This is a genomic window from Njordella aestuarii (genome assembly GCF_056494165.1).
The window spans coordinates 3,208,827-3,234,955 of record NZ_CM151397.1 but is presented as its reverse complement, the minus strand read 5'-3'; the positions used below and the strand labels follow the sequence as shown (position 1 = coordinate 3,234,955).

Genomic DNA, 26,129 nt, shown 5'->3' with positions numbered 1-26,129 from the left:
TTCAGGGTTACGAATGGACTGCGAGACAAAAATGCGATTTATTCATTAAGTTCGAAAACATCTTCGACGCTGCAATCGAAGACACGCGCGATTCGAATGGCAAGTGCCAGCGACGGTGTGTATATACCCGTTTCCATGGCGACAATTGTTTGACGAGTCACACCAACAGCATCGGCTAGCGCTTGCTGAGTCATTCCTTCCGCTTGGCCGCGAAGTTCGCGAACACAGTTGGTAAGGTGCGGTTCTGGCCTACGTGGCACGATTAGTGCCTCGATACTGAAGCAAGGCTGTCCCACCCTTTATTGCGTAACAAAACGCGAACTGCGACCAGAGCAACACGCAGAGCAAGTTTGTTGGCACATCGCGTTGTTGCTGGATATAAAAAAGCGTTATTGCGACCATCGATAGCATCAGCAGGAAGTATGCTGCACCGAATCCGAACCAAGATGCAATCCTTTCGATCCCTACGTCGCGTTCGTCTCGTACAACTTGTTTGCCTCGTTTCCGCAAAAACAGCGGTGTGATGCCGAGCAATCCAAGCAGCCCGAAACCACAGAGGGCTGCATTCCCCAGCCATGGATACATTGCCACCACGAGTACTGTCGCCAAAACTGAAACGATCAGTTCCGTCCACGCCACTTTCTCAACAGCGTTCATCACCTATACCTCACTGGGGGAAGACAACTTGTCCTGCGAGTACGCAGTTTCTACCAGCGCATGATATACCATACACCGGAAATGTCAAGTCTATTTGTCACTGGGAATTCAGTCGGCATGAGAGAGGCTCGCGAAGTCAACTGTTTGGAATCGACTCTCGAAGCGAGTGGTCATTTGTTATAGCGAAGTCGTTAGGCTGACCATATTTGACTCGGCTCGGCAATCTAGCATCCAGGATTGATAGACGTCTCCAACGTTGAAAAACCATTTCAGATAACTTGATAAGTGCTGACTTTCTTTGCGGCAAATACTTGGGAAGACGAGATGTTCATTCAACGTCGCTCATCACTAGGGACCAGCGACGAGTTCCCGAGCCTCTTGCAGCGTTATGCCAAGCGCAGCAGAGGTCAGCAGAACACCTGGATCTTCAACTATGAGCTCAATCTCCTTTCTAGCCGTGTCAATATTCCGCGCTTGCGCGTGGATAATGATTGTGTTGGTAGCGCGATCGACATGCATTTTCTTGATTGTCTCGCTACCTGATAGGATGTGATCCAAATGGCTCTCGAAAACGCTCACGTCGAATGCTGGCGACAGAACCGTAGTTCGCACGGTACGTCGTGGCCAGGAAAATTGAAAAGCAACAATTGTGAGGGATGTAAGTGCGATCAATCCGAGTAACGCACGAATCGAAAACTGCGGATATTGAGCGCGGGTTTGTGCGGACTTACCGCAATGCATTTGTGTCATTGCCTTCCTCGACTGTGAGTTTTGGTTGGAACTGAGTAAATGGATTTTGTCGCGAAGGCACCGCGAATCAACGGGCACACTTCAGGATCTGTTGGTTCTACATCACACTATTGTGACACTACTAAATCGTTTTTGGGTCGATAAAGCCCGAACAGTACGATAAAGCAGAATGCGTAAACAACGAATTGGATTGCAACGTTTCCGACGCCCGTCCAGTAGGATGTTTCTTGCAGCCAATTTAAATCCACAACTCTCGCCTGAGCCGCATTCGCTAATGGCCTAACGAGTGGCAAAGATGTGACTGCGATCAGCATTGCCGTTAAGGACAATCGTGGATAGCTACCAAACACCCAAGAAAGCTGCCTTGGCTGCAATATTAGACTGAGTACTGCGATCCAGAATAGGACGAGAGCAAGCGTCGCGAATACTCCAGTAACGGTCGCGCCGAATCCGGCATACGCCATACCAGTTGAAATACTTGAAACGATCGCTGTTGAAAGAGTTCCGCAAATGGTAACTCCAAGGTAACCGAGTAACATCCAAATAATCCTAAGTTGATTTATTCCCAACAAGTTATTTTTTTGGAATTCCGCATCTAGGGTTCGCGCATACCCAAGACGCTTCATTGCAACAACAAAACTTTCCTCTTCACTCAACCCTTTTCGGTTAAGTTCAGAAACAGACTCTCGCAGATGCGACTCAAGTTCGTCGATGCGATCTTTGCTCAGCGAACAGCTTTGCTGAAATGATCGTCTCCATTCGAGAATTGCATTACCTAACTCAAACATGCCTTCTTCTCCCAAATCGCTGTTAATGTGTTGTGAATCGTGCTCCATTGCTTTCGTTCGACCACCAGCGCCTTGGTTCCAGCAGCGCTAAGTCGGTAATACTTGCGTTTCCTGCCATTCTCGCCAATCTTCCATGATGAGAGGATTAGCTTCTCATTTTCTAGTCGGTGAAGGACCGGATATAGCATACCTTCCGACCACTCCAGCTCTCCACCTGACCGGTCACGAACCTGCTCAATGATCGCATAACCGTAACTTTCGCCCTTTGCCAAGATGGCTAGAAGCATTGGTCTGGTAGAAGCTGCGACCAGTTCTTTTGAAATCACGAATTGCCTCCATCCAGAATACAGTAGCATAGCACTGCTAGGTAAAATACCCAACGGCGTTAGGTATTACAAGAGTTCGATAATCTTTTTCCAATCTTGTTCACCAAATTGGACCTCTACGTCGTGGCTCAAGGCGTTAGTCACCGTTCCCAAAGGTATGCGTGTCTCGCTGTAAATCTCCTGGGTGCGATGGCCAGACACCATCCTGCTGCGATTGGCGTTAGCGCCTCAGGACGAACTGTCCGGTACGCATTTTTGTTAATAAAATGACACGCCCTCCTTTGTCATTAGTCGCGGACGGGCAGTGACAGCCGTAGCGGACGCAAACGGATGACGACCTCTACGATGAACGCTGTGAAAGTTGCTAGCAATGCACCTCCACGCAGGGTTCAACATTTGTTGGCTCCTCAAGGTACAATGGATGGAGGTAGTTCTTCGCTCGCTTTGCCGTCGAACTCAGTTCTCTAAGTTCCACCATCGATAAGCATTAACACAACTGCAAATCTCTTCAAAAGTTGTCCAGTATCAAATGACACAGAACGCTAAATCTTTCTTCGCGCCGGAGCTTCACATTCCAAATGGAACAACCAACATCGATTTTTACTTCGATTTCGGCGCAAAGGAACATTTTTGCTTTCGCAACGACGACGGAAGTATACATGTTGTCGAACTGGAAATTGATGGTGCGATTTTCCATCTACATGAGACTATGCGAGATGCTTTGGAGCCAGCAATCGCCAAAGGTGTCACCTCGGTTGTTGGCTTCTTTGTGGAAGATGTTCAGGAAGTTTTTAATCGCGCTATCTCAGCAGGTGCAACGGTGATCGAGCCTATTACTGACCACGACTACGGCTACAGACAAGGAATGTTCAGGGATCCGTTTGGCCATCTTTGGCAAATACAAAAACGAATTTAGCAACTCACTGTCTTGTTGAAGAACTCGTTTTTTGACAGAAAGCGTATGTTGTATTGAATTTAGAGAACTGAATTACAATCGAAGAGAATTGGACTTCCAACGTGCAGTTTCAATTGGTCTTTTAATTGGCTTTCTTCCAGTAGCTTGTTCAAACCCAAGAATGTCCACGCTCAAGACGAAGTGGTCGTTGTGTACTAGACTCCCTCGGTCACGCCTTCCTTTGAAACTCGGATCCGTCAATCCTCGCGGTTCAGTGCACCAATCGTTGCAATCTTTTTATTATGCGTTCAAAGTGTTTCTGGTCGAGGAAAAGCAAGAGAGTTAGAACAGCCTGCTCCGACTGTCTTCGTGCGTTACAACTTGGTGTTTCGCCTTGGCAAGCCAAATTTGTGAAGACGCGAAATCGAATATCATCAGGAAGTGGGACTTAACTAACTCGCATTTGCGACAGAGGCGCAGAAGAGAACAAAGATGGAGATCAATCAGTCGTTGAGCTGAAAAGGTATGGCAAAGTCTATCACCGATCGCATTCATATCGTGCAAGTTTCGCTTCCAACTCAGCGACGCGGTTTTGCAGCCCTTCAATGATCGGGGCGATTTGGCTGTGGGGATAGCGTACGTGAATATGTTGAGGACAATTTGCGTCCCAGGCTTTTACATGGAACAGAATGGAACGCTCAACCATGCCGACATAGTCGGGGTCGCGAAGACGCTCGTTGAGTTCGGCGCTATTCTCGATGACTTCAGCGCGGCCCCAGATCTTGATTCGTTGGCGGTTCACGTAATCCATCAAGAAGATGAAGGCTTTGGGGTTCTCTGATAAGTTGCCAAGTGTGATGTACTGCCGGTTGCCTCCGAAATCGGCGAAGCCAAGCGTTTGATCGTCGATGACTTTGAGAAATCCAGGAGGTCCGCCCCGGTATTGGATGTAGGGCTGCCCCTCTCCATTCACTGTGCCGAGATAGAACATGTCCAATCCCGCGAGAAACCCCGCTAGGTCGGGCGAAACCTTCGTTTGCGAACCTCCATGCGACTCCATCCGGGCGTAGCTTGCACGCGATCCCTTCTGTGCCTGAATGGCTTTGACAGCCGGAGTGAATGCGATATCGCTGGATGAAGTTGGCATGGTCATTGTCCAAGGATGAATTGCTACATGAAGGGTCATTGCAAGAGCACTCGCTCGTATCTACCGAGCGAGTGCAAGACTGTAACGATCACTTAGCAAGCGTCTTGCCTAAGAATGAGTTCATCAGTCCGGCAATCTCGGCACTATTGGATTCCAATGCGAAGTGTCCGGCGTCTAGTAGATGGAACTCAAGGTTTTTGACATCGCGTTTGTAAGGTTCAGCTCCGGCAGGCGGAAAGATCTGGTCGTGCTCACCCCAAACGATAAGCATCGGCGGCTGATGTTTGCGGAAGTACTCTTGCCATTTTGGATACAACGCAGGGTTGCTGCCGTAGCTGAGGAACAAATCGAGTTGAATCTCCTGATTGCCCTCTCGATCGAGCAAGAACTGATCGTGCGCCGGACCATCGGGACTAATCCTCTCCACATTCTTGACCCCGTGTGTGTACTGCCACTTGGTCGCATCGTACGTCAATAGGCCTCGAAGGGCTTCTCGCTTAGAAGCATCTTTGGGTGCATTCCAGTAAGCTTTGATCGACTTCCAGAAGTCATTGTCCAAACCCTCGTCGTACGCGTTTCCATTTTGGACCACGATCGCTGTCACGCGCTCAGGATGTGCCGCTGCGATCCGATAACCAACGGGTGCACCATAATCTTGAACGTATATCGCGAAGCTCTTCAGGCCAATCTCGTCGGTGAAGCGATCGACGACTTTGGCAAGGCTGTCGAAGGTATAGTTGAACTTGTCGCGTGGCGGCATCTCACTATGTCCAAAACCTGGATAGTCTGGCGCAATGACGTGGTATTTTTCAGCAAGCGCGGGGATCAGATCGCGAAACATTTGTGAGCTGGTGGGAAACCCGTGCAGTAACAAGACGCTTGGCGCATCCTTCGGCCCAGCTTCGCGATAAAAGATTTCAAGACCATCAACAGCGACAGTCTTATAAGCCACAGTCGATGCCGCTGAATGCTTCGCAGTCGCGCTGGGCGTCTGCGCAAGCGAAGTTCCGCTAGCAACGAAGGTGGAGGAAATCGCTGCTAATGCAGCGACGAATAGCTTCTTCCGAATGTTAAATTTCATGATCGTTTACTTTTCGAGTTAGATTTGCAGAGAGATATTACGCTTACTTCACGTCGACGATGCCGACGTGGTCTAGAGGACGAGGTCCTGGTGCATCCCAGAAGAACTTGCGTTCGCTTTCTGTGATTGCAACATCGTTAATGCTCGCTTCTCGGCGACGCATCAATCCGTTGTCATCGAACTCCCAGTTTTCGTTGCCGTAAGCACGAAACCAGTTGCCCGATGCATCATGCCACTCGTACTGAAATCGAACAGCGATCCGATTGTCGGAATAGGCCCAGAGCGACTTCACCAATCGATAGTCCAACTCACGATTCCACTTGTCCGACAAGAATTCTCGTATTTGGTCACGACCGGTAATGAACACGCTGCGGTTTCTCCACACCGAGTCTTCCGAGTACGCCAGCGAAACACGATGTGGATCGCGTGAGTTCCAAGCGTCCTCGGCGGCGCGGACTTTTTTCGTCGCCGTTTCGAGGGTAAAGGGTGGGCGAAGATCAGCTTGAGTTGGCATGATGAGGTTCCTTAGCCTATGTTTTCGATATCAGGATGATCGAGTTGCAGATGCGATTAGGCGTGCGCTTCGAAGCTGCCTTCGCGCCAGTGTTTGTCGGCCGCAGCGCGACGTTCCGCTTCGTTCTCGTTCCATTGCGGCAGCGTGTCACCACCGACGCCGCGATAGAACAGAGCAAGCCGATTGTCAGCAGTGATTTTGAAGTTCGTGGGGTCGACTCCAAAAAGCTTTCCTTCGCTGGCTGCGGTCGCGCAGTAGCCGCCGTAGAGCGGAATGTAACGCTGTGGGTCTGCGTCGAATTTCTGCTTGTTGGCTTCACTTGAGAAGTGATACAAGCCATCGTCGTGGATCGAACTAAACGCCGGATCACCGGCAATCGCCTGACCATCGAAGTAAGCCACTGCGTCGTACCCGCTAACTGCAACTTGAAGTTGTTTGATTTGATTCGTCATGATTCTTACCTTTGGAAAAACAATTTGTTTGATGGATTGGTTCTGAGATCTAGTTCACAGCACAGGATTGGTGAGCGTCACAGGTTTCGTGTGCGTCAACGATTGCTTCGGCGCGAGGAAAGTCGATCTCGGTTTCCGCAACGTGATTGAAGTAGTTGGTGAAAATGTTGAGCGCAACGTTGGCGACAATTTCTGCAATCGCACCATCATTCCAGCCCGCACTTCGAACGGCCGATACGTCGGCGTCGCTGACCAAGCCGCGTTTGTCAACGAGTTGGCGCGCAAAGCGAAGCACGGCGTCTGTCGTTGGCTCTGCTGATGTTCCGCGACGGCTATCGAGAATCTGCTCCGCGGTAAGTCCCACCATCTTGCCAATGGTCGAGTGAGCGCTGAGGCAGTAGTCACACGAGTTGGCTTGGCCTACCGCAAGCGCGATTTGCTCGCGAGTCTTCGCTGGCAGATCGCCACTGCCCAAGCTGCCACTAAACTTCAGGTACGCATCCAACGCGGCTGGCGAGTTGGCCATGACGCGCATCAGGTTGGGTGTCATTCCCAGCTTGGACTTCACGCCGTCAAGCAGTTCTTTAGCTTTGCCTGTCGCTAGCGTTGGGTTTACGGTTTCGATTCGAGACATGGTTAGACTCCGATAGATGCGAAGGTTTCTACTTATCAGCAAAAGCTGCTGATCATGCCTCTTCTAATCGCACTTGCGATGCCAAACACATCCTGACTACATAAGTCGTTTCTTGGCAACCACTTGCGTCAATTTATGCTAATGCGATCTGTGCACGAGATCTCGTGGAAAAACGAAAATCCGTTGTTAGTGCACGAAATCTCGTGTATACCTATCGATATGCTCGAACAACATTTGCCGTTAATTCCCGATCCTAAATCGTTGCTCTTGGCGATGGCCCAGCAGCGAAGTGTGGATGAGGTGTTGAAGCTGGTCGTTGCGGAACTGGCGAGTTCACAAGTGGTCGCCTTGGCTCGCATCTGGTTAATCCGACCGGGGGCTGGCTGCGAGACGTGTCGGATGCGTTCGGAGTGCCCCGACCGAACGAACTGCCTTCATCTGGTGGCCAGTTCTGGGACTTCGATTGTCGACCCGGGTAACGCGCTCGATCGCATTGATGGATCGTTTCGCCGCTTCCCGCTTGGCGTTCGTAAGGTGGGACGAATCGCCGTGACTGGCGAGCCGCTCGAAGTCCAAAACCTCGACGGTGAACCTGAGTGGCTGGTAAAGCCTATATGGGCTAAAGACGAGGGTATTCGTGGCTTTGCGGGACAACCGTTGGTTCACCGTGGCCAAGTGTTGGGAGTGCTCGGTGTCTTCAGCCGCACAACGATTGGTGACCAGTGTCTCGGCTGGTTGCGAATGATCGCCGACCACGTCGCTTCCGCTATCGCCAACGCCCAGGCGTGGGAAGAGATAGAATCGCTGCGCAAACGCCTGGAACTCGAAAACGACTACTTGCAAGAAGAGTTGCGCGGCGAGTCTTTCGGTGACATGATTGGACAAAGCGCGCCGCTTCAAATGGTAGCGCAGCAAATTAGTCTCGTTGCCCCGACCGACGCAACCGTCTTAGTGACAGGCGAAAGTGGAACAGGTAAAGAGTTGGTTGCACGCGAGATTCATGCTCGCTCATCGCGACACGCGAGACCGTTGATCAAGGTCAACTGCGCTGCGATTCCTCGCGAGCTCTATGAGAGCGAATTCTTCGGGCACACTAGAGGTAGCTTTACCGGTGCCCTCCGAGATCGGGTTGGCCGCTTCGAATTAGCCGATGGTGGCACTTTGTTTCTTGATGAGGTCGGCGAAATTCCACTCGATCTACAGAGCAAGCTGTTGCGGGTTTTGCAAGAGGGAGAACTTGAAAGAGTTGGTGAAGAGCGAACTCGCAAAGTCAATGTTCGCATCATCGCCGCCACCAATCGCAATCTCAAAGCTGAAGCGGATGCTGGTAAGTTCAGAAGCGATTTGTATTATCGCTTGAGCGTATTTCCCATTGAATTGCCGCCGCTGCGAAAACGTAAAGAAGATATTTCGCTGCTCGCCGAGCACCTGCTGGGAATTCTATCTCGGCGTCTTGGAAAGCAGCCGCCGCGATTGACGCAAGCCAATGTAGCCGAACTATTGCGATACGATTGGCCAGGCAATATACGAGAACTACAACATGTGCTTGAGCGTGCCTTGATCACTTCGCCGAAAGGCAAGTTGCGTTTTGAACTTAACTCTGGCGAGCCCGCCAAGTCGACAGCGACTAGTTCCACACCGCTTTCGAACGAGGAGATCTTGTCTGACTCACAGCTACGAACCTTCGAAGCGGCAAACATTCGTCGCGCGTTGCAAGCATGCGACGGTAAGGTCTATGGCGACAAAGGCGCGGCAGCTCTGCTCGGTATGAAACCCACCACACTGTCGTCACGGATAAAAAGCCTAGGAATTGCCATCAGAGATTAGGCAATGAGGCAGAATGAACTTCCTTGAGTCAGTGTTGAGCTCTGAATTTCGTTTCAGTCTGTGTTCGAGTGCCACCGACCGAATTTCCATTTAGATTAAACGCACATTGACCGGACCGCCTAACGAATACATGCGTAAAACGCCGAGGGTTTTCGAGTGTCTCAAACAAAATCTGACCCAAGCTTGCTTGTTCAAGGACTAGAGATGCCCGCAAAGAATGAAACCCAACTCAGAATCCAAACAGGACGCGGCAACTGACGTGCTTTGGCTGAGTCTGCATCTCTATGGTTTTCTGGCATATGGGCTCCGACCACGGTATTTAGGCAATTCGATAGGCGCACATAGTCGAATCAGTATCGAAATTCCGCCTTCATCCCCGAGCTGTCCCCAGTTGAATAGGGATAAAACCGCCATTGAGTGTTAGGGTTATCGGTCGCGTCGATCGCACTCGCCGCCAAGTATGCCATCCACCAACCCAATGCGACTTGCGACGGGTAGTGGGCGTTATCGTTAACTCGCGAAAGTGGTGCGACTGCTGAACCTGCATAGAAGAGAATCTTATAACCACGGTTATCAGTCATCTTGGCTGCGGTGATGAAAGGTAACGAACCCATGAATGCGTGACCGCTGATACCGTTATTGTCTCGAAACGGATGCCACTCTGAACTTTCATCAGTCTCCGTCGGTCGTGAGCCTCCAGTTAGCTGTTGCATGATGATTAAAGGCGGCGCGCCGACAACGAAACCTCTTAGCGATCGCTCCCCCCATCGGCCGCTCGTTTCCACAAGTGCGTTGTCTGGAAACAATTCGCCCGCAGCCCATGCCGATGCAAACACAGGCAGAGTGTACATTCCGTTACCGAGTTCCTTACTGGCGTGAAGAGACTCGAACCAATCGTCCGAAGTCGCGCCACGCACGCTGCTCTGAAAATGGCGATGGATACCATCATCTATCGACGAGTTCGCCATCGCTCCCCCGATGACTAGGCCACCACCGAGCAATGTCAGGGATTCCGGAGAATAAAAGTTCCTTTGATCGTTCCACATTCGGCCAACCAGAGATGCAGGTCGATCAGTTTCAAATATCTCGTTGAACTCATTCGTTTTCGTTCGAGCACCTGGAAGTGGATCGAATTGCCAACGGTCTGAATCCAAAAGATCTGAATGCAAGTCGTCGATGGCAGGCGCCGCATCGACGGTGGGAACCTTCGATTCGTTCGCGACAACAGATGAAATGGAGTCATCGGCAGTGTCAGAGCGGCGAGAACCTGGATCACTAACTAAGCTCAGCGGAGTTGAAATCAAGGCAACTTTTGGTTCGCCCATCGGCCTTTTGACCTGTCGAAGTAACGTGGGTGCAGTGGCAATCGAATGCGAAGTCACCTGAGGAACTTGGCACCCCGAAGTGATCAAAAGACTGCTAGCTATCAACCCAGTAGTGAATCCCCCCTTGATAGTACGCCAAAGGACTGCCTTGGATATGAATGACAGATTCATGCGTGGGTGGAACTTTCACTCGCCGGGGCGTGCTCGCGACCTTCGCGAGTTAACGGCTAGACTCGCAAATACAAAAGACAATAGGTACGAGACAGGCTGTGGTACAAGTCGAACTTTGGAAAGTTTAGATGTTGCGGGTGAAGACGATATACCGGTAAAAACACGGCTCTAGACGATGCGACATTACCAAATAGGCAACCCCGCGCCGTTTTCCCGAATGTTTTGCTCAATCCATACATCCGTAAAAGACGATCAAACATTGAGGCTGTGATAGAAAACTATCGAACTTCTCAGGAATGCCTGCACGAACGCAAATGCAGACTGGTTGCTAGCAAACATGTTTTATCTGCGAAGCGTCGTCTGTGTTGGTTTTGTTGCATTGTCAACCTTGTTGACATCATCAACTCTTCAAGCGCAGGTAGTCCCAACTACTGCCCCGCCTTTCTCACTGGGCAGCGAGGAAAACCTCAAAGTGATTGGAGAGACTGACCTGCTAGATCGCATGCAGGCTATGGAATCGCAGTCTATTGAGTTGCGCGAAAAGATTAAGACTCTAGAAGATGCGAACAAGCAAAAGGATGCGGCCAAGACGAAATTGCCCAGTGTGACAATCAACGGGGTATTCCAAGCTGATGGTGTCGTATTCGATCAAGACGACGACGGTCGAGCAGCGTATGGACGCGTTGAGAGTGGCGGTGATTTTCGTCGCGCCCGGCTCGGTGCAAAAGGGGCTGTCACCGATCGCATGGATTACTTCATGCAAATGGACTTTGCTTTCTTTGGACGCCCTACATTCACAGATCTGTGGGTGGATTTTAAGGACGCAGGTCCGCTCGGAACGGTTCGGGTTGGCCAGTGGAAACAACCATTTTCCCTGGAGGTTGTAAGCAGTTTTCGCTACACGACTTTCATGGAAAGAGCAGGAACTTTTCAGGCATTCACTCCGTTTCGTCACCTCGGGATTGGGTTCTACGATAACTCAGATGACCTAAACTGGACTTGGGCCGCTTCTTACTTTCGAACCGGACAGGACCAGTTTGGTGGATCGTTAAGTACCGACGGCGGAAATGGGTTGGCAGGTAGATTGACTCACCTTCTTTGGTACGACGGCGCTATGGGCGAGGATTACTTACACGTCGGAGCTGGCTATTTTTTGAATGCGCCGCCCAACGAAAGAGCTCGATTCCGCAGTATCCCTGAAATCTACGTCGGTGAGTTTGTTGTGCCAGCGGGAGAACCTATTGGTACCAGTGGTCAAGCTGTTCCGGATGTAGCCAATGGAACGCCATTTTTTGTTGACACTGGAGTGCTGAATGGTACAAGCCTGACTCAAAGTTTTGGAACTGAGGCACTGTGGGTTCGAGGGCCTCTGTCTTGGCAAAGCGAAGCGATCGGAACGGCGGTTGACACATCCACAGTGGGCAACGGTTTCCTCTGGGGCGGATACTCACAGGTTGGCTTCTTTTTGACCGGTGAGCACCGTCCCTATGATCGCAAGGCGGGTGCAATTGACCGAATCATTCCTTGCAATAGCCTTTCAAAAAACGGCTGCGGCCTCGGAGCATGGGAAGTTGCCGCGCGTTGGTCCTACCTGAACCTTACCGACAAGCAAATCCAAGGCGGCGACATGCAAAACATGACGTTAGGGCTGAACTGGTATGCGAATCCGAATTGCAAGTGCGTCTTCAACTACATTCATTCTTGGGCAGAGTCGAGGCCGATCCGCAATGGAAGCATCGTTGGGAATCAGTTGATTGCATCGGAAACGGATGCTTGGGGAATGCGAGTTCAATTGGACTTCTGATTGCGTGCACAGGATTTTCAAAGGTGTACGCATTAGTTCGTCGATCCCACAAGTCGCGTCTCTCATTAAGCGCGCATCAAAAGCGAACCGTAAAGTATCAGAGTTTTATCAAGACGCCCCTGTTACTCGTGCGAAGTCAGGTCTGAGCAGCCCGAACAGACCGACAATCTGGGTTTCTGTGTGCCCCCAGCAAACGACTGCCCGCATTGAGCAGTTGGCTTGAGTAGTATTTGGAAAGCCAATCGTCCACAAATTGGACTCGCGGCTTGGCAGCAGACTTAAATCTTGTGCAGCTCCTACGGCATCGTCCTGTTTGAACAACACTTGTTCAAACAAACCAGGGCGGCTAGCATATTGCGAAAACTTCCTGGGCAGGTAGGACTTCGCTCCCTCAATTTTCGCGTGGCCATTCAATTCGAAACCAAGACGATGACAGATTTACAGGCAGTCGAGAAGTCGATCGGCTTCGACTCGAGCGAACAACGAGTTTTTCTTCACTTGTGGAGAACGTATGACTTATTCAAAGCGATCGAGGATACCTGCCTGTCGAATTTTGGAGTGACCCCACAGCAGTACAACGCACTGAGAGTTCTCAAGGCCGCCTATCCAAATGGCATGCAGACGATGCAACTCGGCCAGCGGATGATATCCCGCGGCCCTGACATGACTCGAATGCTCGATCGCCTCGAGTCAATGAAACTCATTAATCGGGCTAGGGGGAAGGAAAATCGAAGAGCTGTTGAAGCGGTAATTACACAGGCTGGCCTAACACTTTTAGAAACGATGGCGACCGAGATCGTTGCTATGCATCAACACCAGTTAGGGCACCTCTCTCCAAATCAACAGACGCAGCTAGTTCGATTACTTCGAATCGCGCGGCAGCCACACGAAGACTTGTCATGTAACTGGCTTGAGTAATTTCCAGCGGCTTTGCAGATTCGTTCGTGTGAAACTAAGGCTTGAACCCAAAAATCTTCTGATGTTTCGAAGTAAGATATTCACCACCTGGTTCATCGCGGCATTTTGTGTCTGGGCTTGGCTCTTTCACACTTACTGCAGCGTTGGCTTCCTTCAAGAGTACTGGCACTATCCGCTGGTTATGGTGCTCGGTGCTTTCGTAGCTGGACTGACGCCTGAGGGCGGCGGAGCCGTCGCTTTTCCCGTGCTCAGCGTCTTCTTTAACATCGACCGTGTTCTCGCTCGTGACTTTAGTCTGATGATTCAAAGCGTCGGAATGACCAGCGCGTCGATATTCATCTTGACGCAACCAGGAACAGATCGGCGAGTTTTCCGACCTCTGTTATGGATGCTCCCAGTTGTGTGTGCAGGTTTCGTGCTTGGCATGGTGACACTTCAGTCGATACCCGTCTATCTGATTCAATCGCTCTTTTTAAGCATGATCACAGCGTTTGCTTTTTCATATGCGTGGGGCGATCACCGCGGCACCAAGCAGTCACTCTGTCTCGAGTCCAACTGGGATGCGTTTTTCATCGGGTTGATTCTGTTGCTCGGTGGTCTGTGCGCAAGTCTCTTTGGCACCGGTGCAGATATTCTTCTCTACTCTTTGCTCGTTACGCGATTCCGAATGTCGGAAAAGAATGCAACGCGTATCTGCATCATGCTGATGGCAGGAACAAGCGTTTTCGGTTTCGGGTACCGACACTTTTTCGAAGCCGGTTTGCAGGCGGACCAGTATAAAACTTGGATTTGCGCCTACCCCGTCGTGCTCTTCATGGCTCCGTTCGGCGCTTACGTTCTGAGTAAGATCAACGTTGAGTGGATGATCAAGGGGATCGTGGTGTTAAACATCGCTCAGTTGGCTTACTTCAACATAAATCGCCCATCGGTCGAGAAGCTCATCGCATCGCTGCTCTTCATGGCCGTCCTGCTGTTTCTCTTTCTTCGGTCCTTTGCGAGGTTGTCTGCCACGACGCCTGAGGCTTCGCCACAGCCGAGCGGTCCGGCAGAACAACCGCTTGCCAATCTGCCACAAACCGATCAGGAAGAGATTGCCGTCTAAGCACCAATCTTCTTCGCTTCGTTGCTTGTCGAATTTGTGCGCACGAGCAATACACTACCAGCAAACCAGGAAGTGGTTTGTTTGAGCTCAACTCCACAATCCGTTATTTTTGTGTGTTGACAAATCACGCTGCCAATCCACGGCAGATGGTACGTTGCACCATCGCATTCGGCATTCACTTCGCCACGCCCCTCGGGAAACACACGCTTCAGCCAAAATATGGGCGCGAGACGCTGGGACATTGCCACAGTGAACTGATTTCCGTTTTTACCTTGGGCAACGTGGACGCGGAAATCCTCGCTACAGCAGCGCGATGCCGTCGGGAGTGACTCTGAAGAGACGGTCGGAAACTGGGTGATTAGTCGTTGAAAAGTCGTGAGAAACCGCGTTCAGTAGCGATGCGCGCTGACCACGATACTCGAACAGAATCAGTGCATCGCGAGATGGGACCGCAGCGACAATTTCACCTTCCATTTGGCTGCTGGCAATTTTGTGCAGCTTTGGATGAAGCAGGTAGCTCGAGACTGCACCTGCGGAAGGTTGCAAGCCTCCGACTGCGGGTTCGTTCTCCTGAAAATGCATGACCAATAACTTTGGCTCGGGGAGTGCTTCTAAGTTCTCTATGGCAACCTGCGCAATTGTCTCAAGGGAAACATTCCAGCGCTGGATGTCATAGCTGTTGATGAAACGGAATGTCTCTTTGTCGTCGAGAGCAAAGCAAATTCTCAAATCAGCGAGCCACGGAAGACTGACTAAAAACGAAGAACTGTCTGAGTCATGTCCTTTGCGAGTCGTGCGCTCATTGGCTTCTTGAATATACTTGTCTGTTTTGAGCATCGGTTGGATACGGCTGCATACTTCGTCCCACGACTCTCGCCCGAGGGTTTCCTGGTGGCGAGATAGGCCAAGCGTGCCCCGAATAAACTGATCCACGATCTCGTCGAATCGAATCGGATTGCGCTTGACTTGAGCCAGAAGATTTTCGATCGAGACCTCGAATTTGTCTGTCTTTATGGTCAGTCCATCATTCTGCACCTTAGCGTCAGGCAACGCGGCGGTGATCGCATGGAGTACGCGAGTGAGGATTCGACTGGCGATCACCTCATCGTCGCGGTTGATTCGTAGTGACGATAGCATGCGTTCGAAATGCGGGGTGTAGGCTTCCTTTTTTTCGATCGTGCAGTTTGTAGAAATGCCGAGTATTAAATCGGCGGCCGATACGAACCAACGCTGTCCCGCTTGATCCTCCTCTGGTCGATCGGCTGCGTAGTTGTTGTAGATGATTGTTGGGTCGCTACGAACGTTGTTCGAGTTGACCTTGGCAAACATTGCAGTGGCAATTTGTTTGAAGCGACCAGACTTTTCAATCTGTTCGGCGTCAATAGGCACGGGGACGCGAAAGAGCATGATTCCGGCCCGTTCGTCTGTCTCCGTTGCCGAGAACTCGACCGAGCCGTCATCTGACTTTTCAATCTTCCAATGCGCGGGGTAGTCGATGACGAGCAGATTGTCAGGATGGAAGTAGGTTATGTAGATCGGTGCAGCGTCCGTGGAGTTGTGTTTGCGTCTTCTGTCCAAAGCCTTTCGGGCCTTCTTCAGCGATTTGATTCGATCTTGCTTCTTGTTCATAAGTGCATTCCAAGGGAGTCGCGTGTATAGACGCATTTTATCGGTAAACGCCCTCACACCGAAAGTCAATACATTACCTCATTACTTTGGCAAGGCAGCAAGCAATGTTGAACCCCGTTGGGGTTCGCGCGTAATGGTTGCCCCGATTCCCAGGGTGCGCTGCGCGACCCTGGGCTTTGATATTGAACCCCGTTGGGGTTCGCAAACGTTGAACCCCATTGGAGTTCGCACGCAACCGGCGCATCAACCCCGAAGGGGTTTAACAACAAAGCCCGGGGTCGCGCAGCGCACCCGGGTCAAGACGCAGCGCCACCGCACCAACCCCGAAGGGGTTGAACATGACGCCGTGTTGAACCCCGTTGGGGTTCGCGCGTAATGGTTGCCCCGATTCCCAGGGTGCGCTGCGCGACCCTGGGCTTTGATATTGAACCCCGTTGGGGTTCGCAAATATTGAATCCCCGTTTGGGTTCGCACGCAACCGGCGCAACAACCCCGAAGGGGTTTAACAACAAAGCCCGGGGTCGCGCAGCGCACCCCGGGTCAAGACGCAACACCACCGCACCAACCCCGAAGGGGTTGAACATGACGCCGTGTTGAACCCCGTTGGGGTGGTGTGATATTCTGTGCATATTCCAGGGTGCGCAATGCGACCCGGGGCTTTGTTATGGGATCGCTTCTCGGTCGAATTGGGGTTGAAATTGGGAGACTCCCGATGGGTCAATCACTTGTACAGATTTACGTTCATCTTGTGTACTCGACGAAAAACCGTGTGCCGTTTCTTAAATCTGTCGACGACCGGAAACGCCTGTACGCATACCTCGCCGGAATCCATAGGAACCACGGTTCACCAGCCCTGATTATCGGCGGCGTTGAAGATCATCTTCATGTGTTGTGTCGCCTCGGGAAAACGGTGGACGTGTCCGACCTGATCCGGGAGACTAAAAAGGAGTCGTCGTCATGGGTAAAGTCAGAGTTGTCGATTCCGGACTTTCATTGGCAAGCAGGATACGGCGCGTTCTCAATCAGTCCCAGTCACGTGCCAGCGTTGACGACGTACATCGAGACTCAGGAGGAGCATCACAGGAAAGTTACATTCAAGGACGAGTTCCGAAAATTGTGTAAGAAGTATGGTCTCGAGATGGACGAACGGTACGTGTGGGATTGATGGAGTTTTGTCTCGCCTGCGGTTGATGTCGCCGCGTTGAACAACGTTTTAAACCACGTGAGTGTTCGCAGGCAATCATCAACCCCGAAGGCGTTTAACAACAAAGCCCGGGGTCGCGCAGCGCACCCCGGGTCAAGCTTCAGTCGGTCTTTGGGTTAGAATGGCCTTGGGTCCGCCGAGTCGGGAAACGGCACACACCTGGACTTCTCCTGCAGACTGCGAGGTCCATCATGTTCGACGTGCTTTCGAGTACAATCAGATTTCAGATACAGCTGTTGAAACATTTGTAGAGAGACTCGATGGCCAAGTCGATTTATTGTTTCACAGAAAATACATTGGCAATTAACAAAGGGTTGCAGACGACGCCGTCGAGCAGCTGTTTTGACTTTTGGTGAGTCAACTACTCAGGCACACTGAACCCCATATTTAGTCGTTGTAATTGCTACAGTCAAATGAGACCTCGAATCACATTAAGCGTGATTGTCATATTCGCCGCTGTTTCAGCGGGTTGGTTCTTTCTTCTGCGTCAATCACTTTCGGACGCTGAGCGAGAATTAATCGCAATTAATGCCGAGTTGGAAGAAGCTTATACGGTGTTTTGGAATAAATACGAAAAAGCATCGATTGAACAGCGGCTTTCTATTGCCCAGAGCGATGATCCAATTCTTGGCTCAGCGGAACAACTTTTTCAATTCGAGTTAGAGCATCGTGGCACCGTCGAAGCATTGATGGCACTCCGAATCGTAATAGGTAACGCTGGCCGTGGTGGGCCTATTGACGGCCCGAGAGACGAAGCGAGACGCAAAGCACTTAAGCTGGTGCATTACTATGCGACTATACCAGAGATAGTTGAAACAATTTCCAATCTTAATTTTGGCAACCCCGATCCTCTTCATCAAAGTGTAATTCGCGAACTGATCGACGCGGTTGGTAGCGACACAGAGGTTGGCGCTAATCTCAGAATCGAATTGTGCAATCAACTGCTTACCAACCGCAGTCAGTTCCGGTGGATGTCAGAGAGGTGCACTGCGATTGAAAATGGATCGCCAGAGAAGTTTGCAAACGAACTGAATGGCCTTCGTGTCGTCCTGGCATTGCTACCAGACATGGAAACTATAGAGCGGCAATACGAGGAAGCGTTAGACGATCTGAAGACAATCTCTAGGTCAGGGTCTGGTTATCGCACCTTAGTAAGCCGTTCATCGGCCGGATTCCCATGCATTGTGCGATGCACTTCAAGCGAAATCGCTCCAGCAATTTCCGAGGTTGCAGAGGGGCTTTTGATTCGTGAAACTATTGCCAATGGCGGGGTTCAACGAAGTCTGAATGTAAGTCTCTTAGATGGCAGTAATTGGCGCTCTTCGGATCACGGCGATAAGTTTGTGGTAATACAATTCTCGACCATTCCATGTGCGCCCTGCGACCGGATGTACGTAGAGATGCAGCAGCTTTGTCAATCACAGCAATTCCAATGCTTGACATTATTCCGGTCAACAGACAAAGAAGCTCGTGACAAAATGCGTGATGCGAACATTGGATGGTCAGCCGCGTGTGTTGTTGAGAATGATCCATTGTTAACACAGTTCGCGGTCAATTCATTCCCAACCGCGTTTCTCGTTTCTCCAGAAGGGACGTTTCACGAACTGGGAAACACTTTTAAGGCCTCGATGCTTTTGGAATCGTTGGAGTTGGAAACCCGGCGAACAAATCAGTGAACTCACAATCCCCTAGCGGCAGCTCCGATACGGCTGTCGTTTGTACTATCAGAAGGTCTTAGTCTACGCAATGTATCCCCTTCCATTAACATCTTTTGTACTTCAAAAGGAATCGAGTTAACAATGAAAGTTTTCGTTTTTGGCATTCCGCTGATGCTTGGACTAAAAGATGAATTTTCGATTCGAATCGCTCGATGGTCAATCATGTTATCGCTGCCAATGTACGTTGGTTTTCTCGGGTTCCTAAGTTACCTAGCATACGTTCCAGGACTCGATGGAATCGGATTCACTGGCTATCTGGCTTCTACGGTTTCTTTGGCTTCTCGAGCTTTCTAAGCCTGCTTGGATGTGCTGCAATGATGGAACGGCGGACTCAGGCGCGAGGTCAAGCGTAGATAAACCGGACGAACAAAAAATGGACTGCGTTGCGGATCGGGCTTTTCCTTAAACCAATGTCTCGTGGCTGCAACCGGGTGATTTTAGGCGCTAGTGAGGCTGAAACAATTAAATCGAAATTAGACAGAGTTGGCTACAAAGTGAGACTTCAGCGGGCAGGCACTTCAATGCGGAGCAGCGACTCGCGAAATGGGCGCTTGACTCAACTTTAGAGAGGGTTTGTATGACATGCGTTCGCGTTGTGCATTAGCTTTGGTTTCTCTGGTCTTATCTGGCTGTGGTTCCGGAATAAAGTACGAACATGATGGTCTTAGGCTCGGCGAACAGGCGACGGCGAAAATGTTGGAAGGTGCACGGCTGACCAATGCGGGTTTTCCTTATGCGCAAGTCGAAAACAAACCTTCGCCGCTATATGGAACTACGTTAGTACAGTTGCATGAGAAGCGGATCGAAGACATTTGGTTTGCTTTCGAACCAGACCGAAGTGACGAAGTATTCTCCTTCAACGAAAACAAATTCGGAAAGCCGAGCGAAGTGCAACATGGTCAACTTGGTGGCGTGCAACTTCCAGATGTTTTGATTTGGAAATTAAGGGACGGTGGCCGATTCGAGTTGCATTCTGACGGTTGGGGTCGGGCAACCTCTCGCAAAATGTTGGCTCTAAAAAAACGCAATTAGCCGATTGCGATCCCTTGAACAGATGGAACTACACTCGGCCACCTCACGCCAGCCAGGGTAGCACAGATTATGAACCCGAGGTTGCTGGCTCCAGATATTGAAGAACCCTTACTGAGATTGCCTAGGATCAACTGCGGGATAGTCCGCGTGCAAAAACTTCCGTCTTCGCCGTTATAAATTGGGCTCTCCTTACGTCAGTATTGATTGAGCAGGTTGAAGATTGCTAATCCTGGAGTTTTTCGATGCACGACTGGGAAGAGATCCGTCAATGCCACGGCAAGATGGTTTGGAGCACCATTGGTAGAATCCTCCGAAACGTAGAGGATATTACCGATTGTTACCAAGACGTCTTTCTTGAGGCTTTTGAACGATCCTGCACTCGTACCATAAAGAACATGCCAGGGCTTCTTCGGTGGCTAGCAGTCCACCGTGCCTTGGACTCATGGCGCAAGATGAAATCTAGGCCGCAGGTCGCGATTAACCAGGCGATTGAAAATATCGCATGTGATGAGACTCGTGAATCGCAGCGCATTCACGAACTCTTGGAGACGGTCCAGTACGAACTGGCTTCACTTTCGCAAGAGCAGTCCGAATGCTTCTGGCTCTGCTGCGTTGAGGGACTGAAGTATCGTGAAGCAGCCGCAGTCATGGAGCTTGATCCTAAGCACGTCGGCATGCTAGTTCATCGCGCCCGGAAGCACTTAAGCCAGACGCTCATCGATTGGGAACATGCGCGCACCGTATGACTATAACGAAACTGTACACAAGGAGCGAGGAACAATGGTAAGTCACGATCTGAATCACGGTGAAAGAATCCTTGAAGTGGCTATTCAGCACTTAAGAGCGCAGGCTATCCCAGAATTTCCCGACCCAACCGTCGAATTGCCCTGGGAACATTCACAACGACAACAAATCGAATTCAAATCTGATGCGAAAAATAGAAAGGATGTCGCTATTTCTAGGCGGCGTTCGCTTTCGCTAGCGGCAGCCGTGCTTGCGACTATTGCAGGTGGCTTGGCGGTCTGGCCTTGGGAAACTTCTAGCCAAAAGGCGTTTGCGCAACTGCAAGAAGCCGTTCGCAGCCTGAACTCACTCGTATTTGAGTTGAAGTCGTATTCCGGTTCTCAAGTCACAGGACAATTCCAAATCACGTATGCAAAGTCGAGTGGCGTTCGCATGGATAGTGGCTTGGCCGTCCATGTTCTTAATACTGCAACTAGGGAGTACACGACGGTGGATGATACCAAACGGGTTGTTACGATTCAGCCCGTTTATGATATGGATGCCATACAAGACCAAATCTCGGGCCCGCTGGGCGCCCTGTTGAGCTTGCAGCCGTTGCCGTCGACCACCATGCGTACGTTGACCAACGACGGCAAACTTGCAAAGGAGTTCAAGACCGTTTGGGATGGCAGTGTTGCAACTGTACTAGTTGACGATAAAACGAACCTACCAATCAGAATCGAGTTAGATCGGGGCAAGAGCGAAGGCGACAAATCGATCCGTGAAATTGCAACGAACTTTCAATTCAACGTCAGCGTAGACGCTTCCCGTTTTACGCTGCTTCCTCCCGAAGGTTATGACGTAACGCGAATCGAAAGTCGCGCCCCAATCGTGTCGTCCGAAGAGCTAGTTTTAACTCCAGGAACAGGCGTTGGTCCCGTGCGTTTCGGGATGAGTTTGCAGGAGGTGCGAAACCAGCTTGGGGATCCGGATACATTCAGCTCAAAACCTGCTATGGTTGCAGTGCTTGATGACAAAGGGCAACTCAAGCTGCCGATGAAGCTCGTGCCGGCTAATCCACCGCAAACAATTGGCATTATGCAATACCAGTCGTTAGGATTGCAGGTAGACGTCTCATCGATCGGCGGAGTTGAGTGGATCAGATGTTATGAAAAGAGACTGACATGGAATCGGTTTGAGGGAAAGACTTCCCACGGTCTCAAGATCGGTATGTCTAAGCAAGAAGTCGAAGCGATGTTCGAAAATGATGAGTCAGTTGGCAAGAACTGGAACCAAGTCGATGATCGATGGAACTTAAATGGAATGGACATTAGCTTCGCAAACGACAAGTGTGTAGAGCTACATATTGGGAAGACAAATTTTGTCAAGCAGCAACAGGTAATAGAGTCCGGACCACACACGACAACACACACGAGCCGGTAATGCGAACCGAGCGTGTTTTACACGTTTCAAGTATACAGACGTTGAACCGGAGGCCAACACGCGTTTACAGTTCAAACGCTTCGACATCAGCGACGAATCGCTGGTTGTTGTCGGCGAGGAACGCACTGATCACGTTGAACACGGAGTCAGGAGAATTTTTATTTGAGAAGTTCGAAGGTTGTAAAGCGATCACGATGAAACCTCTTGTTTTCAAATTTCGCCATTCAGACTTCAGGCGTTAGTGGTGTCGTCCTGTTCCGACCAAGCTCTCGTTATCGCTATCGAGAACGATGCCGAAGAACTTGCGCTTCGCATGCTTGAGATGGGCATTACAAAGAAGTGTGAATTGTGCAGTTAGAAGTTTAGATGCCGAGGAAGACGAATCTTCACACTTCACAATTAGAACCTCGAACTTCTCCCGCCCATCATACGAGCCAGTGCAGCCCAAAGCTTCGGTCCCTTGGCAGCATCAGACAACAAGTCCCATCGGTCTCCGCATAACTCCGCATCCTTGACTATTTGCTTCGCAATCCGATCTTTCTTCGAGAATCCCGGATTAAGAAATTCCAATTTAGCTAGAATTCGACCGACCATGCCGCGAGTAAGTCGCGACAACTCGACCACGGGTGTGCAACCAATGGCTTCGATAACAGAGTTTAAGACTTCAGTTGAACGATCTTGACAAGATGGGGGCATTAATCGCGAACCTTGGTTATAAACGTGCGATGGTCCAATACGCAAATTACATATCAAAAAATACACAATTCTGAAAAACTAGAAGCTAGCGGGAACGCAGTGATTCGAACACTGTCCATCGGCTTTGGAGACCGAGTCCGCACATTCGCAAGCTTCGAGGAGTGAGTTACGAGTAGTGAGGCTACGCGCATAACCATCACACCCGAGTTGATGTGCCGCGTCAGTTAAACGTAGGGCAGATGAAGTGCATCGCAGAGTGCATTGGCGTGTCGCCGAGTCTGGTCGTTCTCAAGCTCCGTGGAAGCGAGCCAAGCCGTTCTCGTCGATGACTCGCTAGTTCTCGATCGCTAACGCGACGGAAAGAAAAACCTGCTGTGCCTCAGGCCGAAGCGACGCCGCTTCGGCCTGGATCTTGGATGCTATCGAGATGGTCAAACTAGCGAGTAGCTATTTCTTAGGCAGGTCAGCGTCTGCAATCGATGCGACTGTGAAGTCGCTGTAGACGGCTCGAAGCTGATTTTCTGGGTTTCGGTACCAGAAAACAATTGCTTTCTTCATGCCGACCTCCATGCCAGCCCCCACGTAGTCGTAATCATCATGGGACATACCTGTGAGATACGGAGTTAATGTTCCTAGTCGTGCAGCCAGTGTGGTCCTCGGAATACCGTCTTTCGATAGTATTGTCATCCATTCAGCACTATCTGTGATGCTCTTTGGGAACTTACCATCACTCAGCTCGGTATAACCTTTGATTGCTTCAACCAAGCTTTCTTCGAACGGCAGCAACTCCGGCAGCTTCGCGGCGGTTGACGACTGATATCCTTGAGGAGCATCGAAGCTAAACATCATCGGATCGATTGCGACATTGAATTCAAAATCCTTCATCACAGATTTCGTAACCGACGAACCTTTGGGCATCCCCATAAATTCGACTTGAACCAAATCGCTCGTTTTTGCATCGACCCAAACGGCGTAAACTACAGATGCACCAGGTTTTACTTCGAACCCCAGGCAATCACGACCATCGATTCTCTTCGAACCGAGTTCCTTATCGGGCTTCTTTCCATAGGATTTTAGCTGTTCCAACCATTTGATCTGCCACTCCGGCTCAACCTGCATGACTTCCATTGGCGCATGTACTGTTGCCGACAATGTTGCTTCGTTTAACGACAGTCGAACTTGCCCAGTCGAATCGTGAATCGAGACTAAACCTAGCATGGCTCTCCGCGCACGACCATCCTCTGAAACCGCTACTTGGACTTCGACTGGTTTCTCCTGCGTTGTCAGATAGACCAGTTCCTTGTATTGAAACGCCCCTGCATTCATTAGCTTCTCAATCGCTTCCGCGAAGGCATTGGACGCAGAGAAGAATGGCACAACGAGAGCCAACAGGGAAGCTGCGACGGCTAAAGCACCAACGCTCCATCGTCCAAGGTAGCGCTGACGGTTGGCTATAACGGTCGCGTTGCCAGCTTGCTGAGCAACCATCGTTTTAGTGGCCAAAATCAGTTCTTCGGAGGGGAGATCTCGAGGTGCACGGTCAAGTACCGCCTGAGTTGCTTGATCGAGCAGTTCGTCGTAGTCATTTTCGTTTTGCATGGGAACGGACTCCTGTTTCTGATTTTTTTGATGTCTCGGGCGCATACGAATGCAACTGTTCTTTGAGGGCCGCGCGTGCTCGGTTGAGTAGGACGCCAACATGCGACTCGGTAATCCCGATCGTCATCGCCGCTTCGTCGTAAGTCATCGCGTCCAGACATATCATGGAAAATATCTGTGCTTGGCGCGGTTCGATGGTCGCAAGCGCTGCTCGCAACGCACCGGCTAACTCAGTTGAGTCAAGCCGTTCTTGTGGGTGCGCGGTATGTGAGTCCGCAATTTCCACCAGGTAATCGCTGTGTTGAATTTGGCTGTCGCGATATCGCCGTCTAAGGCAGTCGATTGCCTTAACCGATGCGAGATGTCGAAGCGTGGCGGTCCAACTGAGGACCTTTTGTTTTCGGGAGAGGCCCAAGGCGGCCGAGAATACTTCCTGAAAACAATCTGACGCATCATCGCGATTGCCAATCAACCGACGAATTGTGGACCAAACCAATGGCCCATGTTTGTCGATCAAATCTGACCAATCATGCATGAATGTTCCTTCGCGTAAGGGGGCGAATTGTGTTAAGGAAATAAGTCGGGCGAGAAGCTTTTTCCTTACAAATAATTCCGACATCTCGGCAAAATACTGCTTTGACTTGGCAAAAGTGCTTACTTGTCTGTCGGTTTGCTCCCAAACGAACTCACTTTCCCAAAGACGCATGTAAAGTACTCGGTTGCGACGATTTTCTCAAACCACGGCCTGCTCATGGCAAAAGACGTAGTCGAATCAGAGTTGATTCACTTGGCGGGTGCGATCCGCTGGGCAACTTTTACGCCTCAAACGACTCAGGCCGAAGCGATGTAGCTTCGGCCATGATTTTCGACGACTATTCTTGCTGCAACTAGTTTTTTGCAGGTGGTTGATCGGCATCAACGATTGTCAAATCCCCACCAAAACAATCAGTCGAAGCGAGGGACTACATAGACTCGTTTCAAACGCCAATCGTAGTCGTTTCGATGAAGTGTTGTAGATCTGACTGCCGATCATGCTTGCCCGCCCGGTTCACTGGGCGGCAAACCACCTGAGGAATACGCTCGTCGCCGTGCTGCTTCCGTTACGGCTGCGCCTTCACTCCAGCCGCACAGCGATCCTTTACGTATTACACAAACGTCACTCTCATAACACCTGGACAAAAATGGGGACACTTCATGGGTAAGCTCTCGAACATTGGTGTAGAGCGTAATCACGCTGATTACACGCAACAAGAAATTACTTACTACTAGTAAGGCAATGAGTCGTTCGTTGTTAGCACACCTCATCCAATGCATTCAATTGCAGCGGAGCTCTTCGGTGCTATCGTAGAATTTGCGGTGCGGAAAAGTCAGCGAAATGAGCATAGTAATCTGGAATTTGTTGCAAGACAAAGAATGCTTACTGCGTCGGTTACTTCGTGCATATCACCGGACGACGTTTCATATACTTTGGAAGAGTTTAGGTAGGAGATGTAATGTGTCAGCGGATCCAGCCCTTGACTAAGATAGCCGGCCTCAGATATGCCTAAGTTACGCTCCGTTCATGCAGTGAAAGGTGACTATCACGTCCCGAAAATCTTATGTATTCATCAGTAATAGGGCATGGAAGAGCGATAATGCGTAAGGACCAGGTTGGTATCGCTACCTGAAAGAATCAAGCTGTCGTCCGTCAAAAC

Annotated in this window: 28 protein-coding genes; 12 read left to right on the top strand and 16 right to left on the bottom strand. The window is 50.5% G+C overall.

What is annotated here, in order from left to right; all coding sequences use genetic code 11:
* Positions 1-38 precede the first annotated feature (38 nt).
* From SH451x_RS12695 to SH451x_RS12675, 5 genes are all read right to left on the bottom strand, one after another.
* Entirely contained in the window at positions 39-260 is a 222-nt protein-coding gene (locus SH451x_RS12695) for a helix-turn-helix transcriptional regulator (protein ID WP_479362828.1), read from the bottom strand.
* On the bottom strand, positions 250-657 hold the full coding sequence (locus tag SH451x_RS12690) for a DUF2178 domain-containing protein (RefSeq protein ID WP_479362827.1): 408 nt from the start codon (positions 655-657) through the stop codon (positions 250-252). The genes SH451x_RS12695 and SH451x_RS12690 overlap by 11 nt, the downstream gene beginning before the upstream one ends.
* Before the next feature lie 348 nt (positions 658-1,005).
* A complete protein-coding gene (locus tag SH451x_RS12685; RefSeq protein ID WP_479362826.1) occupies positions 1,006-1,407 on the bottom strand; it encodes a hypothetical protein in 402 nt (133 codons plus the stop codon).
* Positions 1,408-1,514: 107 nt separating this feature from the next.
* Positions 1,515-2,195, bottom strand: coding sequence for a hypothetical protein (locus tag SH451x_RS12680; RefSeq protein ID WP_479362825.1), 681 nt, complete (start codon positions 2,193-2,195; stop codon positions 1,515-1,517).
* Positions 2,183-2,521, bottom strand: a complete 339-nt coding sequence (locus SH451x_RS12675; RefSeq protein ID WP_479362824.1) for a PadR family transcriptional regulator — start codon at positions 2,519-2,521, stop codon at positions 2,183-2,185. Before SH451x_RS12675 ends, SH451x_RS12680 begins: the two co-directional genes overlap by 13 nt.
* Positions 2,522-3,050: 529 nt before the next feature.
* Here SH451x_RS12675 and SH451x_RS12670 point away from each other — a divergent pair.
* Complete coding sequence (locus SH451x_RS12670) at positions 3,051-3,437, top strand: VOC family protein (protein WP_479362823.1); 387 nt, start codon at positions 3,051-3,053, stop codon at positions 3,435-3,437.
* A 517-nt stretch (positions 3,438-3,954) separates the two neighbouring features.
* On the opposite strand, the gene SH451x_RS12665 is transcribed toward SH451x_RS12670, so the two are convergent.
* The 5 genes from SH451x_RS12665 to SH451x_RS12645 all read right to left on the bottom strand — a co-directional run bounded on the left by SH451x_RS12665 (position 3,955) and on the right by SH451x_RS12645 (position 7,244).
* Positions 3,955-4,563 (bottom strand): pyridoxamine 5'-phosphate oxidase family protein, encoded by a 609-nt coding sequence (locus SH451x_RS12665; RefSeq protein WP_479362822.1) that lies wholly within the window; start codon positions 4,561-4,563, stop codon positions 3,955-3,957.
* Between the two features lie 88 nt (positions 4,564-4,651).
* Complete coding sequence (locus tag SH451x_RS12660; RefSeq protein ID WP_479362821.1) at positions 4,652-5,644, bottom strand: alpha/beta fold hydrolase; 993 nt, start codon at positions 5,642-5,644, stop codon at positions 4,652-4,654.
* A 43-nt stretch (positions 5,645-5,687) separates the two neighbouring features.
* Positions 5,688-6,158, bottom strand: a complete 471-nt coding sequence (locus SH451x_RS12655; protein ID WP_479362820.1) for a nuclear transport factor 2 family protein — start codon at positions 6,156-6,158, stop codon at positions 5,688-5,690.
* Between the two features lie 56 nt (positions 6,159-6,214).
* Positions 6,215-6,610: a YHS domain-containing (seleno)protein gene (locus SH451x_RS12650; protein WP_479362819.1), complete on the bottom strand. Its 396-nt coding sequence runs from the start codon at positions 6,608-6,610 to the stop codon at positions 6,215-6,217.
* Between the two features lie 49 nt (positions 6,611-6,659).
* Positions 6,660-7,244, bottom strand: coding sequence for a carboxymuconolactone decarboxylase family protein (locus tag SH451x_RS12645; RefSeq protein ID WP_479362818.1), 585 nt, complete (start codon positions 7,242-7,244; stop codon positions 6,660-6,662).
* Between the two features lie 219 nt (positions 7,245-7,463).
* Here SH451x_RS12645 and SH451x_RS12640 point away from each other — a divergent pair, with 219 nt between their 5' ends.
* On the top strand, positions 7,464-9,071 hold the full coding sequence (locus tag SH451x_RS12640) for a sigma-54-dependent Fis family transcriptional regulator (protein WP_479362907.1): 1,608 nt from the start codon (positions 7,464-7,466) through the stop codon (positions 9,069-9,071).
* A 350-nt stretch (positions 9,072-9,421) separates the two neighbouring features.
* Here the strand turns inward: SH451x_RS12640 and SH451x_RS12635 are convergent, their stop codons facing one another.
* Entirely contained in the window at positions 9,422-10,396 is a 975-nt protein-coding gene (locus SH451x_RS12635; RefSeq protein WP_479362817.1) for a phosphatase PAP2 family protein, read from the bottom strand.
* A gap of 154 nt (positions 10,397-10,550) precedes the next feature.
* Between SH451x_RS12635 and SH451x_RS12630 the strand changes: the two genes are divergently transcribed.
* From SH451x_RS12630 to SH451x_RS12615, 4 genes are all read left to right on the top strand, one after another.
* Positions 10,551-10,739, top strand: coding sequence for a hypothetical protein (locus tag SH451x_RS12630; RefSeq protein WP_479362816.1), 189 nt, complete (start codon positions 10,551-10,553; stop codon positions 10,737-10,739).
* Positions 10,740-11,039: 300 nt separating this feature from the next.
* Positions 11,040-12,371: an OprO/OprP family phosphate-selective porin gene (locus SH451x_RS12625; protein WP_479362815.1), complete on the top strand. Its 1,332-nt coding sequence runs from the start codon at positions 11,040-11,042 to the stop codon at positions 12,369-12,371.
* Between the two features lie 429 nt (positions 12,372-12,800).
* Complete coding sequence (locus tag SH451x_RS12620) at positions 12,801-13,289, top strand: MarR family winged helix-turn-helix transcriptional regulator (RefSeq protein WP_479362814.1); 489 nt, start codon at positions 12,801-12,803, stop codon at positions 13,287-13,289.
* A gap of 61 nt (positions 13,290-13,350) precedes the next feature.
* On the top strand, positions 13,351-14,391 hold the full coding sequence (locus SH451x_RS12615; protein ID WP_479362813.1) for a TSUP family transporter: 1,041 nt from the start codon (positions 13,351-13,353) through the stop codon (positions 14,389-14,391).
* A 300-nt stretch (positions 14,392-14,691) separates the two neighbouring features.
* Here SH451x_RS12615 and SH451x_RS12610 read toward each other — a convergent pair whose 3' ends face one another.
* Positions 14,692-16,020 carry a DUF1444 family protein gene (locus SH451x_RS12610; protein ID WP_479362812.1) on the bottom strand — a complete coding sequence of 443 codons (1,329 nt, stop codon included), beginning with the start codon at positions 16,018-16,020 and terminating at the stop codon, positions 14,692-14,694.
* A gap of 712 nt (positions 16,021-16,732) precedes the next feature.
* Between SH451x_RS12610 and SH451x_RS12605 the strand changes: the two genes are divergently transcribed.
* The 6 genes from SH451x_RS12605 (at position 16,733) to SH451x_RS12580 (ending at position 22,140) form a co-directional block, all read left to right on the top strand.
* The gene (locus tag SH451x_RS12605) at positions 16,733-17,185 is read left to right on the top strand and encodes a transposase (RefSeq protein ID WP_479362811.1); all 453 of its coding nucleotides are present in this window, start codon (positions 16,733-16,735) and stop codon (positions 17,183-17,185) included.
* 452 nt (positions 17,186-17,637) lie between these two features.
* Positions 17,638-18,900 (top strand): hypothetical protein, encoded by a 1,263-nt coding sequence (locus SH451x_RS12600; protein ID WP_479362810.1) that lies wholly within the window; start codon positions 17,638-17,640, stop codon positions 18,898-18,900.
* Positions 18,901-19,023: 123 nt separating this feature from the next.
* The gene (locus SH451x_RS12595; RefSeq protein WP_479362809.1) at positions 19,024-19,236 is read left to right on the top strand and encodes a hypothetical protein; all 213 of its coding nucleotides are present in this window, start codon (positions 19,024-19,026) and stop codon (positions 19,234-19,236) included.
* 288 nt (positions 19,237-19,524) lie between these two features.
* A complete protein-coding gene (locus SH451x_RS12590) occupies positions 19,525-19,974 on the top strand; it encodes a hypothetical protein (protein ID WP_479362808.1) in 450 nt (149 codons plus the stop codon).
* A gap of 242 nt (positions 19,975-20,216) precedes the next feature.
* Complete coding sequence (locus SH451x_RS12585) at positions 20,217-20,720, top strand: RNA polymerase sigma factor (protein ID WP_479362807.1); 504 nt, start codon at positions 20,217-20,219, stop codon at positions 20,718-20,720.
* A gap of 34 nt (positions 20,721-20,754) precedes the next feature.
* Positions 20,755-22,140, top strand: coding sequence for a LolA family protein (locus SH451x_RS12580; protein ID WP_479362806.1), 1,386 nt, complete (start codon positions 20,755-20,757; stop codon positions 22,138-22,140).
* A 64-nt stretch (positions 22,141-22,204) separates the two neighbouring features.
* Here the strand turns inward: SH451x_RS12580 and SH451x_RS12575 are convergent, their stop codons facing one another.
* The 4 genes from SH451x_RS12575 to SH451x_RS12560 all read right to left on the bottom strand — a co-directional run bounded on the left by SH451x_RS12575 (position 22,205) and on the right by SH451x_RS12560 (position 25,141).
* Complete coding sequence (locus SH451x_RS12575; protein WP_479362805.1) at positions 22,205-22,333, bottom strand: hypothetical protein; 129 nt, start codon at positions 22,331-22,333, stop codon at positions 22,205-22,207.
* A 206-nt stretch (positions 22,334-22,539) separates the two neighbouring features.
* Positions 22,540-22,836 (bottom strand): pyridoxal-phosphate dependent enzyme, encoded by a 297-nt coding sequence (locus tag SH451x_RS12570; RefSeq protein WP_479362804.1) that lies wholly within the window; start codon positions 22,834-22,836, stop codon positions 22,540-22,542.
* 447 nt (positions 22,837-23,283) lie between these two features.
* The gene (locus tag SH451x_RS12565) at positions 23,284-24,435 is read right to left on the bottom strand and encodes a hypothetical protein (RefSeq protein ID WP_479362803.1); all 1,152 of its coding nucleotides are present in this window, start codon (positions 24,433-24,435) and stop codon (positions 23,284-23,286) included.
* Positions 24,419-25,141, bottom strand: a complete 723-nt coding sequence (locus SH451x_RS12560; protein ID WP_479362802.1) for an RNA polymerase sigma factor — start codon at positions 25,139-25,141, stop codon at positions 24,419-24,421. Before SH451x_RS12560 ends, SH451x_RS12565 begins: the two co-directional genes overlap by 17 nt.
* Between the last annotated feature and the right edge of the window lie 988 nt (positions 25,142-26,129).

Excerpts from the sequence above, each read along its gene's own strand:
- SH451x_RS12690 (WP_479362827.1), bottom strand. The coding sequence starts at position 657 with ATGAACGCTGTTGAGAAAGTGGCGTGGACGGAACTGATCGTTTCAGTT.
- SH451x_RS12685 (WP_479362826.1), bottom strand. The coding sequence starts at position 1,407 with ATGACACAAATGCATTGCGGTAAGTCCGCACAAACCCGCGCTCAATAT.
- SH451x_RS12680 (WP_479362825.1), bottom strand. The coding sequence starts at position 2,195 with ATGTTTGAGTTAGGTAATGCAATTCTCGAATGGAGACGATCATTTCAG.
- SH451x_RS12670 (WP_479362823.1), top strand. The coding sequence starts at position 3,051 with ATGACACAGAACGCTAAATCTTTCTTCGCGCCGGAGCTTCACATTCCA.
- SH451x_RS12665 (WP_479362822.1), bottom strand. The coding sequence starts at position 4,563 with ATGCCAACTTCATCCAGCGATATCGCATTCACTCCGGCTGTCAAAGCC.
- SH451x_RS12660 (WP_479362821.1), bottom strand. The coding sequence starts at position 5,644 with ATGAAATTTAACATTCGGAAGAAGCTATTCGTCGCTGCATTAGCAGCG.
- SH451x_RS12655 (WP_479362820.1), bottom strand. The coding sequence starts at position 6,158 with ATGCCAACTCAAGCTGATCTTCGCCCACCCTTTACCCTCGAAACGGCG.
- SH451x_RS12650 (WP_479362819.1), bottom strand. The coding sequence starts at position 6,610 with ATGACGAATCAAATCAAACAACTTCAAGTTGCAGTTAGCGGGTACGAC.
- SH451x_RS12645 (WP_479362818.1), bottom strand. The coding sequence starts at position 7,244 with ATGTCTCGAATCGAAACCGTAAACCCAACGCTAGCGACAGGCAAAGCT.
- SH451x_RS12640 (WP_479362907.1), top strand. The coding sequence starts at position 7,464 with ATGCTCGAACAACATTTGCCGTTAATTCCCGATCCTAAATCGTTGCTC.
- SH451x_RS12635 (WP_479362817.1), bottom strand. The coding sequence starts at position 10,396 with ATGGGCGAACCAAAAGTTGCCTTGATTTCAACTCCGCTGAGCTTAGTT.
- SH451x_RS12630 (WP_479362816.1), top strand. The coding sequence starts at position 10,551 with ATGAATGACAGATTCATGCGTGGGTGGAACTTTCACTCGCCGGGGCGT.
- SH451x_RS12620 (WP_479362814.1), top strand. The coding sequence starts at position 12,801 with ATGACAGATTTACAGGCAGTCGAGAAGTCGATCGGCTTCGACTCGAGC.
- SH451x_RS12615 (WP_479362813.1), top strand. The coding sequence starts at position 13,351 with ATGTTTCGAAGTAAGATATTCACCACCTGGTTCATCGCGGCATTTTGT.
- SH451x_RS12610 (WP_479362812.1), bottom strand. The coding sequence starts at position 16,020 with ATGAACAAGAAGCAAGATCGAATCAAATCGCTGAAGAAGGCCCGAAAG.
- SH451x_RS12605 (WP_479362811.1), top strand. The coding sequence starts at position 16,733 with ATGGGTCAATCACTTGTACAGATTTACGTTCATCTTGTGTACTCGACG.
- SH451x_RS12600 (WP_479362810.1), top strand. The coding sequence starts at position 17,638 with ATGAGACCTCGAATCACATTAAGCGTGATTGTCATATTCGCCGCTGTT.
- SH451x_RS12595 (WP_479362809.1), top strand. The coding sequence starts at position 19,024 with ATGAAAGTTTTCGTTTTTGGCATTCCGCTGATGCTTGGACTAAAAGAT.
- SH451x_RS12590 (WP_479362808.1), top strand. The coding sequence starts at position 19,525 with ATGCGTTCGCGTTGTGCATTAGCTTTGGTTTCTCTGGTCTTATCTGGC.
- SH451x_RS12585 (WP_479362807.1), top strand. The coding sequence starts at position 20,217 with ATGCACGACTGGGAAGAGATCCGTCAATGCCACGGCAAGATGGTTTGG.
- SH451x_RS12580 (WP_479362806.1), top strand. The coding sequence starts at position 20,755 with ATGGTAAGTCACGATCTGAATCACGGTGAAAGAATCCTTGAAGTGGCT.
- SH451x_RS12570 (WP_479362804.1), bottom strand. The coding sequence starts at position 22,836 with ATGCCCCCATCTTGTCAAGATCGTTCAACTGAAGTCTTAAACTCTGTT.
- SH451x_RS12565 (WP_479362803.1), bottom strand. The coding sequence starts at position 24,435 with ATGCAAAACGAAAATGACTACGACGAACTGCTCGATCAAGCAACTCAG.
- SH451x_RS12560 (WP_479362802.1), bottom strand. The coding sequence starts at position 25,141 with ATGCGTCTTTGGGAAAGTGAGTTCGTTTGGGAGCAAACCGACAGACAA.